Genomic DNA, 10507 nt, shown 5'->3' with positions numbered 1-10507 from the left:
CGGTTGTGCGCACCGCGCTTGCGGGGTGTCGTGACGGGTTCGCACCACTCGTGGAGCCGGATGGCGAAGGCGCGGAGACGCGCCATGGGGTCGGAGATGCCCTCGATCGCGTCGCTGAGGTCTGCCGCCGACTCGACGATCGAGTCTTCGTAGAGGGCGAGCAACAGCTCGTCCTTGCCGTCGAAGTACTGGTAGAAGCCGCGCAGCGACTGCTTCGAGCGGTCGATGACCTCTTGGATCGTGAAGTCGGCGGTGCCCTTCTCGTCGATCAGCTCGAACGCAGCATCCAGGAATCGCTGGACTCGCTGCTCGGCCCGGGAGCGCGCGGCGTGCAGGCTTCGCGAGACAGCACGCTTGCGCCACGCGGGTTCGCTGACGTCTTCGGTCTTGGCTGCGGCCATCTCAGAACCCGCTTCCATTCGTCCGACCGTACCCGCGCGCTGGTTTGAGAAAGCGTCTTTGCTGGGTGTGCATCAACCCGTTCTCCGCTTCTGCTCCATGGCGTCGACCGCGGCCCAGTGCGCATCGGCGGTCCACAGTCGTGCGAACGCGTCGGTGGCGTCCGCCTCGAGCTCGGGGTGAGCCGCGGGGGCCGAGGCTCCGATCACGGCCTTCACCGCGCGCGTCGTCCCGGGCGCCGAAGCCGCCATCGCGCGCGCGAGCTTGCGCCATTCGTCGTCGAAGCTGGCGCGGGGCACGACGATGTCGACGAGCCCGAGGCGATGGGCCGCCGGCGCGTCGTAGAGCTCACCGGTCGCGATGGCGAGGAGGGCCCGCCCCCGACCGATCACGTGGGCCAGCCGCTCCGCACCACCCCAGGCCGGCATGATGCCGAGGGCCACCTGGTTGAAGCCGATCTTCACATCGTCGGCGGCGATGCGGATGTCGGCCGCGATGGCGACCTCGGCGCCGCCGCCCATGGCGTGCCCGTTCAATGCTGCGACCACCGGCACTGGGAAGGTGGCGATCCGATCCAGCAGACGCCGGATGCGACTGGCCATGCCGACGGCGTCGGCGTGGGTGCGGATGGCGCTGAGCTCCTTGAGGTCGCCGCCCGAGACGAACGCCCGGTCGCCACCGCCGCGGATCACGACTACTGCCGCGTCCGCCGCCTCGATCTTGTCGAGGCTCGCATCGAGCTCATCGGCGGTCCCGAGGCTGATCGCGTTGCGCGCTTCGGGTCGGTCGATGGTGACGACGGCGACGCCGGCTTTGATCTCGACCCGCACGTCACCCGACGTCCGCGTCGCGGGGTTGCCCATCACGGGCGAGAATACCACTCTCAGATTTCGTAGGCGCCCTTCTCGACTTCGGTCATTTCCGTTACGCTCGCTGACATGGAGATGAAGCGGAGGCGTGGCCGGATGGCCGGGACGCCGAAGCAGAATCGACCGTGGTGATGGGGGACGGCGCGGTGCGCAGCGAGGCCGGGATCCCGCTGGCCGAGAGCTACGGGCCCGCCGATCTCCCGCCAGCCGAATCGATCCCACCCCCGGGTACGTTCCCGTTCACGCGCGGCAACTTCCCCGACGGCTACCGCGGTCGCGTGTGGACCATCCGCCAGTACTCGGGCTTCGGCACCGCGGAAGAGTCGAACGAGCGCTACCGCTACCTCCTCGAGCAGGGGGGCACCGGGCTCTCGGTGGCGTTCGACCTCCCCACCCAATGCGGCTACGACTCCGATCATCCTGATGTGGAAGAAGAGGTCGGCCGCGTGGGCGTCGCGCTCGACACTCTCGCCGATGTCGAGATCCTGTTCGATCAGATCCCGCTCGACGCGATCAGCACGAGCTTCACGATCAACGGGACGGCGGCGATCATCCTCGCCTTCTACGTCGCGGCCGGTGAGAAGCAAGGCGTCGACCGGGCCCAGCTGCGGGGCACCATCCAGAACGACATCCTCAAGGAGTACGTGAGCCGCGGCACGTGGATCTGGCCACCGCGCCCGTCGCTCCGGCTCATTGCCGACACGATCGAGTTCTGCGCCGACGAGATCCCGCGCTTCAACGCGATCTCGGTCGCCGGCGCGCACTTCCGTGACGCCGGTGCCAACGCGGCGCAGGAGATGGCGTTCACGCTGATGGACGGCATCACGTACTGCGACGAGGTGATCGGGCGGGGGCGGATGACGATCGACGAGTTCGCACCGCAGGTGTCGTTCTTCTTCTACACGCACGGCGACTTCTTCGAGGAGATCGCGAAGTACCGGGCCGGGCGGCGCCGGTGGGCGCGCATCGTGCGCGAGCGCTACGACGCGAAAGAGGACCGCTCGTGCATGTTCCGTGTCGGCTGCGTCGCCGGTGGCGCGTCGTTGTACGCGCCGCAGGCGCACAACAACATCGTGCGCGTGGCCTACGAGGCGCTTGCGTCGGTGCTGGGCGGAGTGCAGTCGATGTTCACCGCCGCGTGGGACGAGCCGTTCGCGCTCCCTAGCGAGGACTCGGCAACGCTCGCGCTGCGTACGCAACAGGTGCTCGCGTACGAGACGGGTGTGGCGCGCGTCGCCGATCCGTTGGGGGGTTCGTACTACGTCGAGGCGCTGACCGACGAGATGGAAGGTCGCGTCATCGAGATCATGGACAACCTCGAACGCCGGGGCGGGATGGTGCGAGCAGTCGAAGAGGGGTACCTGCACCGTCTCATCGCGGAGGAGGCGTTTCGCGTGCAGCAAGCGGTCGCGTCGGGGGAGCGCGAGATCGTTGGCGTGAACCGGTTCCAGACCGACGAGGAGCCACCCGAGGTCGAGGGCTACGAGCTGAATGAAGAGGGTCGGGCGCGGCAGCTCGCGAGGCTCGCGGACGCCAAGCGCACGCGTTCTGCGAGCGACGTGCAGGCGACGCTCGGCGCCTTGGGCAAGGCCGCGGCCCAGGACGACGTCAACCTCATGCCGCTGCTGGTGGACTGCGCGAAGGCGTACTGCACGGTGGGGGAGATGGTCGACGTGCTCAAGGACGAGTGGGGCGAGTTCCAGCAGCCCGCGGTCTTCTGATGTCGCCGGTACGCGTCCTGGTCGGTAAGCCCGGGCTCGACGGTCACGACCGAGGGGCGAAGCTCGTGGCGCGCGCGCTGCGGGACGCGGGGTTCGAGGTGATCTACCTCGGGATCCGACAACGTCCTGAGACGATCGCCGCGGTCGCGGTGCAAGAGGACGTGCGCATCGTGGGGCTGAGCATCCTCAGCGGCGCTCATGTCGCGCTCACCAAGAAGACCGCGGATGCACTGCGCGCGGCTGGTGCCGACGACGTGCTGCTCGTGGTCGGGGGCACGATCCCCAAGCGCGACGTCGCGAAGCTCGAGAAGGCAGGCGCCGCCGCGGTCTACCCGACGGGCACTGCGATCGAGGAGCTCGTCGAGAGCATGCGGTCGCTCTCCGCAGTTCCGACGACCCCGTAGAAAGCTCCGGCGGGGCCTACGCGTCCGAGTCGGGCAGCGGGGGAGCGGCGCTCGGGTCGAGGTCGGGATCGAGCTCGAGGCCGACGCTGTTGAACACCATCGCCAGGCACGTGTACGTGCCCACGATGAACGCCACCTCGATGAGCTGGTGCTCGTCGAGATGCTCGGCGAGTCGAGACCACGTGTCGTCGTCGATGCGGTAGTGGTCGAGGAGCTGGTCAGTCGCTCTGAGCAGCTCCGTTTCGAGCGGTGACCAGACGCCGGCGTCGGCCCCGCGCGCGATGGCATCGAGCTCTTCGGCAGTGATCTCGAAGCGCGGTGCCAAGCGAACGTGTTGCGCCCACTCGTACGTCGAGCGCGTGCGATACGCCACGCGGAGAACCATGAGCTCTCGCAGTCTTGGCGCCACGGTCGGTGTGGTCATGAGCGCGTGGTTGTACTTGAGAAACGGCCGCGCAAGCGCGGGATGGCGCATCAGCGTCGCGAGGACGTTCGGCATTGGCTGTGAGTCCGGGTCGTCGGACAGGAGCGCGTCGGCCGGTTTGTTGCCGTACACGGCGCGAAGTGCCGCGGTCTCCTCATCGCTCCACTCGTCGGTGGGCAGTGGCGCGATTCGAGGGCCAGTCGAGCTCATAGGTACCTGCCGCCGTTGAGGTTGATCTGTTGGCCGGTGATGTACCCGGCTTCCTCCGAGCACAGGAAGGCACACGCGGCAGCGATGTCCTCAGGTGTTCCCGTCCTGCGTACCGGGATCATCTTGGCGATGATCTCAGTGTCGGGGAGCGAACCGGATTCTTGCGCGCGGCGCGACATCGGTGTGTCGATCGCGCCCGGTGGGATCGTGTTCACGGTGATGCCGTGGGGTCCGAGCTCGACGGCGAGCGCCTTCGTCAGTCCGATCACGCCTCCCTTCGAAGCGACGTAGTGCGCCATCCGCGCTGCACCACCCTGCGCGCTCGACGACGAGATCGTCACGATCCGGCCCCAACCGGCCGCAAGCATGTCGGGCACCGCCGCCTGAAGGCAGTGGAACGTGCCAGTGAGGTTCACGGCGATGATTCGGTCCCACATCTCCGCGCTGATGTCGGTGAAGGGTGAGAACGCGTCGAGTCCCGCGCTCGTTACCATGATCTCGACCGGCCCAAGCTCCTCGCGGACGAGCTCCAGCGCCGCATCGACGGCGCCCCGGTCTGCGACGTCGACCGTGGCCGCGATCGCTTGCGCGCCCGTGCCCCGCACGTCCGCGGCCGCACGCTCGGCCGCGCCGCCGTCGAGGTCGAGGAGCGCGACCCGGTGCCCGTCCGCTGCGAGCCGCTGGCCGATCGCCAGGCCCATGCCGGACGCACCGCCCGTCACCACTGCCACGCGGGTCATGCATCCTCTTTGTTCATGGCTGGGTGAGTATGGACGAGGTCCAGGGCGTGTGCAAGGCTGGCTCTCTCTTGGTGAGAATGCCATTACCGTCGCTCAAGGGGGACAGCGGTGCGGTTCGGGTTGATGATCGGTCCCGAGCGGGGGCGCTACCGCGAGAAGGTCGCGAAGCTCGTCGCCGATGCCGAGGCGGCCGAGGCGGCCGGCTTCACGTCGATCTGGGTGCCGCAGATCCCGGACGAGTTCGACGCCCTCACCGCGATCGTGCTGATGGCTCGGGCGACCACGAGCGTCGAGCTGGGAACGGCAGTGATGCCGATCCAGACGCGTCACCCGGTCGCGATGGCGCAGCAAGCGCTCGCGACGCAGGCGGTGTGCGAGGGCCGGTTCACGTTGGGGCTCGGGCCGTCACACCACTGGATCGTCGAGGACATGCTCGGCCTGCACTACGAGCGTCCCGCGCGCCTCGTGCGCGACTACGTCGAGGTGCTCAACGCCGCGTTCAATGGTCCCGCGCCGGTCGACGTCGAGAACGACAGCTTTCGCGTTCACAACCCGCTCGACATCACCGACATCGCCCCGACGCCGATCCTGGTCTCCGCGCTCGCGCCGGTGATGCTGCGAGTCGCAGGCGAGCACGCATCCGGCACCATCCTCTGGATGGCGGACGAGCGCGCCATCGGTGATCACATCGTCCCGCGCATCACGAAGGCGGCCGAGGAGGCGGGCCGTCCGAGCCCGCGGATCGTGGCTGGCCTTCCGGTCGTGGTGTGCGCGAACGATGAAGTGGACGCGGCGCGGGCCTGGTCGAACCAGGCGCTCGGTCACGCCGAGTACTCACCGAACTACGAGCGGCTTCTCGAGCAGGGGGACGCTCGCGAGGTCGGCGACCTGTTGGCTGCGGGTGACGAATCCGCCGTGCTCGCGCGCCTGCAGAGCTTCCGCGACGCCGGTGCCACCGACCTCTCCTTCCGGATCCTCCCGATGGGCTCCGACCGCGAGGCGCGCATCGAGTCACGACGCCGGACCGAGGCGTTCCTCGCGTCGGTCTGCCCCGACCTTTGAGGCGAGGGTCAGCGGCGCAGGTACCCTGCGCCGCCGGAGCCGGGGCCGAGCGGCCCGGCGCCGCCAGGCGCCAAGAGCGGGAAGGCTGATCCGCGCGTGAGCACGCCGCCTGCGGGGCCGCTCGCCGGGATCCGCGTGCTGGAGGTCGGCCACGTCCTCGCCGGGCCGTTCGGCGGGATGCTGCTCGCGGACCTCGGCGCCGACGTGATCAAGATCGAGCCGATCGACGGCGACCTATCGCGACAGGTGGGCTCGAACGTCGTCGACGGGCACAACGTCTACTTCGCGAGCTTGAACCGCAACAAGCGCAGCGTGCACATCGATCTCTCCACTTCCGAGGGACAGGCGGAGCTCGGGAAGCTCGCGGCCACCGCGCACGCGCTGCTCGTGAACATGCGGCCGGCGACGATCCGCAAGCTCGGTCTCGACTACGAGTCGCTGCGACACTTCAACCCGAAGATCGTGTGCGTCGCGCTCACGGGGTACGGGCTCGACGGCCCCGCCTCCGATTGGCCCGCATTCGACTACGTGATCCAGGCCGGTACCGGCGTCGCCGCGATGACGGGTGAGCCCGACGGACCGCCCACGCTCGCCGGGTACTCCGCAGTGGACAACTCCACCGGAGCAATGGCGGCGCTCGGGCTCGTGGCCAAGGTGCTCGAAGGCACGGGTGGCCAGGTCGACGTCTCGTTGTTCGACGTGATGCTCTCGCAGCTCAACTACAAGGCCGCCGCCTACCTCAACGGAGGCGAAGTGCCGACGCGGCAGCCGCTCGGCGCGCACACCTTCTATGTGCCGGCGCAGCTGTTCGAGACAGCGTCGGGCCACCTCGCGCTGTTCGTGAGCCACGACGAGTTCTGGCGCCGCGTCTGCACCGAGGTCGGTCGGCCCGAATGGGCGGACGACCCGCGCTTCTCGACGATGCGCACCCGGTTCGAGCATCGAGACGAGCTCCTTGCCGGGCTCGGCGCGGAGTTCCAGAAGGCTTCGGCGGCAGAGTGGGTGGCGCGTCTGCGCCCGCTCGGGATCCCCGTCGGTGAGGTCGTCAACCTTGCCGACGCGCTCGACGGTGACCTCGTTCGAAGTCGCGGCATGGTGGTGGCCGTCGATACGCCCGAAGGTCCGTTGCGAATGGTCGGCAACCCGATCCGGGTCACGGACGCGACCCAGGAGTACCGGGTGCCGCCGCGCCTGCACGAGCACACCCGCGAGCTGCTCGATGGAGACGATCAAGCGTCGTAGTCGACGACCACCTTCGGGCTGGTGGGCAGGCTCTGGCAGGTGAGGACCCAGCCCTCATCGACCTCGTCCGGTGACAGCGCATTGTTCACTCGCATCGTGACCGTGCCGTCGTCGAGATGGGCCATGCAGGTGGCGCAGTTGCCCTGCTCGCACGAGAAGGGCGGGCTCAACCCCGCGCGCCGCGCGGTCTCGAGGATGGTGTCACCCGCTTGGTACGGCACCGTGTTCTCATGCTGGGCGAGCTTGATCACCACCGACTCGGTGGAGGCCTCGACGTCGACGCTCGCGGCCGCGGGTTCCGGAACGTCGAACCGCTCGATGAACACCCGGTCCGGTGTGACGCCGAGCGTGTTGAGCCCCGCTTCGACCACGTCCATGTACAGCCCCGGCCCGCACACGTAGAAGTCCGCGTGCACATCGTCGCCCACGAATGCCGCGCACTGCGCGGCGTCGAGGAACCCGCCGTCCGAGTCGAGGTGATGGTGCACCGAGAGCAGGCCATCGGACTCCGAGCGCAATCGCTCGAGGTCGCCGGCGAAGATCACCGCGTCCGCGTCGCGGTTCGCGTACACCAGCTGGATCCGCCGGTTGGTGGTAGCGAGCGCGCTCTTGACGATCGAGATCACGGGCGTGATACCGCTGCCGCCTGCGAACGCGACGATCGGCACGTCACGGTCGTGGAGGACGAAGAGGCCCGTGGGGCGGAGCACCTCGAGGGTGTCGCCCGGCGCCAACGTGTCGTTCATCCAGTTCGACATGAGCCCTTCGGGGACGCGCTTGACCGCCGTCGTGAAGGGGTCGTCGGTATCCGGCGAGCTCGACATCGAGTAGCAGCGCACGACCGGCGCGCCGTCGATCGTGGCGCGGAACGTGCAGAACTGCCCGGCCGAGTAGGCGAACGTGTCCTCGAGCTCGGGCGGGATCTCGAGGGTGAACGATCGAGTGTCGGCGGTCTCGTCGACGACGTCGACCACGGTGAGCAGGTGGTACTCGTGGTCGTGCAGCTCCATCAGAGAGGTTCCCGGGTCGTGGTCGTGGCTCGATGATAAGCCGGTATCCGTTAATTGCTAACCTCGTTCTCCGACCCGCGCGGGGGGTGTACGTGCGCAGCGAGGTCACCTGGCCGACGATTCCCGCGATGGTGCGGGACGCGACGCGCCGGTTCGGCGACGCCGAAGCCGTCGTCGACGGTGATCGGCGCGTCACCTTCCACGAGCTCGTCGCCGCGGTCGCGGACGCCGCCCGGGCCTTGCTCGCGTCGGGCATCGAGTGCGGCGATCGGGTCGCCATATGGGCACCGAACTCGCTCGAGTGGATCGTCGCCGCGCTCGGCGTGACGACGGCGGGCGGCGTGCTCGTCCCGGTGAACACGCGCTTCAAGGGTGCCGAGGCCGCCTACATCCTCGATCGCAGCCGCGCCCGCGCGCTGTTCACCGTGCGTGGGTTCCTCGACACGGACTACCCAGCGCTGCTCGCAGACGCGGGGGTCGAGCTCCCCGCGCTCGAGCACACCGTCCTGCTCTCGGGCGATCCCGACGGCGCGAGCATCGGGTGGGACGAGTTCCTCGCCCGAGGAGGTGCGGTCACCGACGCGGTCCTCGACGACCGCGTCGCGTCCATCGGCCCCGACGACCCGAGCGACGTGGTCTTCACCTCGGGCACCACCGGCAACCCAAAGGGCGTCGTGATGACGCACGGCCAGACACTGCGCGCCTTCCTCGATTGGTGCGACTTCGCCGATCTGCGCACGGGTGATCGGTACCTCATCGCGAACCCGTTCTTCCACATCTTCGGGTACAAGGCGGGGTGCCTGGCGTCGCTCCTGCGCGGCGCCACCATGATCCCCGTCGCCGTCTTTGATGCCGGCGTGGTGCTCGAGCTCGTGGAGCGCGAGCGCGTCTCGATGCTCCCCGGCCCGCCCACCATCTACTTCTCGTTGCTCGACCATCCCGATCGCACGAGCCGCGACATCTCGAGCCTGCGCACCGCGGTCACCGGTGCCGCCGACATCCCGGTGGAGCTCATCCGCCGGGTTCGCGAAGAGCTGCCGTTCGAGCGCATCGTCACGGGCTACGGACTCACCGAGGCCGGGACCGTCACCGGCAGCAAGCCTGATGACGACTTCGATCACATCGCGACGACGGTCGGGGTGCCGTGGCCCGGGTTCGAGGTGCGCACCGTGACCGAGGCGGGAGCAGACGCACCGATCGGGGAGCCAGGGGAGGTGGTGGTGCGCGGGGAGACCGTGATGCGCAGCTACTTCGACGACCCCGACGCGACGGCCGCCACCATCGACACCGAGGGATGGCTGCACACTGGTGACCTCGGCACGTTGGACGCCGATGGGTACCTGCGCATCGTCGGACGGATCAAGGACATGTTCATCGTCGGCGGGTTCAACGCCTACCCGGCGGAGATCGAGAACCTCCTGCTCGGGCACCCGCGCATCGCCCAGGTGGCGGTGATCGGTGTGCCCGACGACCGACTCGGCGAGGTCCCGAAGGCGTTCGTGGTGCTCGATCCCGGACCACCGATCGATGCGGCCGAGATCATCGAGTGGGCACGCGGTGAGATGGCGAACTTCAAGGTGCCCCGCAGCGTCGAGTTCCTCGACGCGCTGCCAGTCAACGCGACGGGCAAGGTCGTGAAGGACGAGCTCCGGGCGCGGGCCGACGCGGCCTCGTGAGCGCAGACCGTTCAGATCGCGAGCAGATCCACGACGTGCTCGTCCGGTACGCCACCGGCATCGACACCAAGAGCTGGCCGCTGTTCCGGACCTGCTTCACTGCCGATGTCCATGCCGACTATGGCGATACCGGGGTCTGGGACGGTGTCGATGCCATCACGGAGTACATGACGGGCGCCCACGAGCACATGATCGCAACCCAGCACATGATGTCGAACTTCGTCATCGACGTCGACGGCGACACCGCGTCGGCAGCGTCCTACGTGCATGTCGTGCTGACCCTCACTGAGGATCCATTGCGGTGGGTCGAGGCCGTCGGCCACTACGCCGACGAGCTCGTGCGCGCCGCTGACGGTTGGCGGATCTGCAACAGGACGTACTCGATGACCCGCCTCCTTGCGTCCGAAGGAGTCCTCGGGTGAGTGCGGCTTCCGAACCGGTCGAATTCGCGGAGCGCTATGGGCCGTGGGCAGTCGTGGCCGGCGCATCCGAAGGCGTGGGCGCCTCGGTCGCTCGGCTGCTCGGTGACCGCGGCGTCAACGTGGTGCTCGTAGCGCGCCGTCAGGAGGCGCTCGACGACGTGGCAGCCACCGTCGCCACCACGACGAGGGCGCTCGCGCTGGATCTCAGCACGGCGAATGCGGGTGACGAGCTCGCGGCAGCGACCGCCGACCTCGACGTCGGCCTGCTGATCTACAACGCGGGTGCCGACCCGTACATGGTCCGGTTCCTCGACAAGCCAGTGGACGT

12 protein-coding genes are annotated in these 10507 nt (G+C 68.5%); 7 read left to right on the top strand and 5 right to left on the bottom strand.

Going from position 1 to position 10507, the window contains the following annotated elements:
* The coding region (locus WEE69_07655; GenBank protein MEX1145164.1) for a helix-turn-helix domain-containing protein at positions 1-419 on the bottom strand (419 nt) is incomplete at its 3' end.
* Positions 420-473: 54 nt separating this feature from the next.
* Positions 474-1262: an enoyl-CoA hydratase/isomerase family protein gene (locus WEE69_07650; protein MEX1145163.1), complete on the bottom strand. Its 789-nt coding sequence runs from the start codon at positions 1260-1262 to the stop codon at positions 474-476.
* Positions 1263-1399: 137 nt separating this feature from the next.
* On the opposite strand from WEE69_07650, the gene WEE69_07645 reads away from it, so the two are divergent.
* Together WEE69_07645 and WEE69_07640 are read left to right on the top strand one after the other, a co-directional pair.
* The gene (locus WEE69_07645; protein MEX1145162.1) at positions 1400-2989 is read left to right on the top strand and encodes a methylmalonyl-CoA mutase family protein; all 1590 of its coding nucleotides are present in this window, start codon (positions 1400-1402) and stop codon (positions 2987-2989) included.
* The gene (locus tag WEE69_07640) at positions 2989-3393 is read left to right on the top strand and encodes a cobalamin B12-binding domain-containing protein (protein MEX1145161.1); all 405 of its coding nucleotides are present in this window, start codon (positions 2989-2991) and stop codon (positions 3391-3393) included. The genes WEE69_07645 and WEE69_07640 overlap by 1 nt, the downstream gene beginning before the upstream one ends.
* A 16-nt stretch (positions 3394-3409) precedes the next feature.
* Here the strand turns inward: WEE69_07640 and WEE69_07635 are convergent, their stop codons facing one another.
* Both WEE69_07635 and WEE69_07630 read right to left on the bottom strand, forming a co-directional pair.
* Positions 3410-4027 (bottom strand): carboxymuconolactone decarboxylase family protein, encoded by a 618-nt coding sequence (locus WEE69_07635; GenBank protein ID MEX1145160.1) that lies wholly within the window; start codon positions 4025-4027, stop codon positions 3410-3412.
* Positions 4024-4767 (bottom strand): SDR family NAD(P)-dependent oxidoreductase, encoded by a 744-nt coding sequence (locus WEE69_07630; protein MEX1145159.1) that lies wholly within the window; start codon positions 4765-4767, stop codon positions 4024-4026. Before WEE69_07630 ends, WEE69_07635 begins: the two co-directional genes overlap by 4 nt.
* A 108-nt stretch (positions 4768-4875) precedes the next feature.
* On the opposite strand from WEE69_07630, the gene WEE69_07625 reads away from it, so the two are divergent.
* Both WEE69_07625 and WEE69_07620 read left to right on the top strand, forming a co-directional pair.
* The gene (locus WEE69_07625; GenBank protein ID MEX1145158.1) at positions 4876-5829 is read left to right on the top strand and encodes an LLM class F420-dependent oxidoreductase; all 954 of its coding nucleotides are present in this window, start codon (positions 4876-4878) and stop codon (positions 5827-5829) included.
* Between the two features lie 96 nt (positions 5830-5925).
* On the top strand, positions 5926-7071 hold the full coding sequence (locus WEE69_07620) for a CoA transferase (protein ID MEX1145157.1): 1146 nt from the start codon (positions 5926-5928) through the stop codon (positions 7069-7071).
* Here WEE69_07620 and WEE69_07615 read toward each other — a convergent pair.
* A complete protein-coding gene (locus tag WEE69_07615; protein ID MEX1145156.1) occupies positions 7059-8081 on the bottom strand; it encodes a ferredoxin--NADP reductase in 1023 nt (340 codons plus the stop codon). The genes WEE69_07620 and WEE69_07615 overlap by 13 nt on opposite strands.
* 92 nt (positions 8082-8173) lie before the next feature.
* Between WEE69_07615 and WEE69_07610 the strand changes: the two genes are divergently transcribed.
* From WEE69_07610 to WEE69_07600, 3 genes are all read left to right on the top strand, one after another.
* Positions 8174-9757: a FadD3 family acyl-CoA ligase gene (locus WEE69_07610; protein ID MEX1145155.1), complete on the top strand. Its 1584-nt coding sequence runs from the start codon at positions 8174-8176 to the stop codon at positions 9755-9757.
* Positions 9754-10179, top strand: a complete 426-nt coding sequence (locus tag WEE69_07605; GenBank protein MEX1145154.1) for a nuclear transport factor 2 family protein — start codon at positions 9754-9756, stop codon at positions 10177-10179. The genes WEE69_07610 and WEE69_07605 overlap by 4 nt, the downstream gene beginning before the upstream one ends.
* The coding region (locus WEE69_07600; protein MEX1145153.1) for an SDR family NAD(P)-dependent oxidoreductase at positions 10176-10507 on the top strand (332 nt) is incomplete at its 3' end. The genes WEE69_07605 and WEE69_07600, both read left to right, overlap by 4 nt.

The sequence above is a fragment of the Acidimicrobiia bacterium genome (genome assembly GCA_040881685.1).
Taxonomy (GTDB): domain Bacteria; phylum Actinomycetota; class Acidimicrobiia; order IMCC26256; family PALSA-555; genus SHVJ01.
Note: the sequence above shows the minus strand (reverse complement) of the source record. Positions and strands in the feature narration are given on the sequence as shown.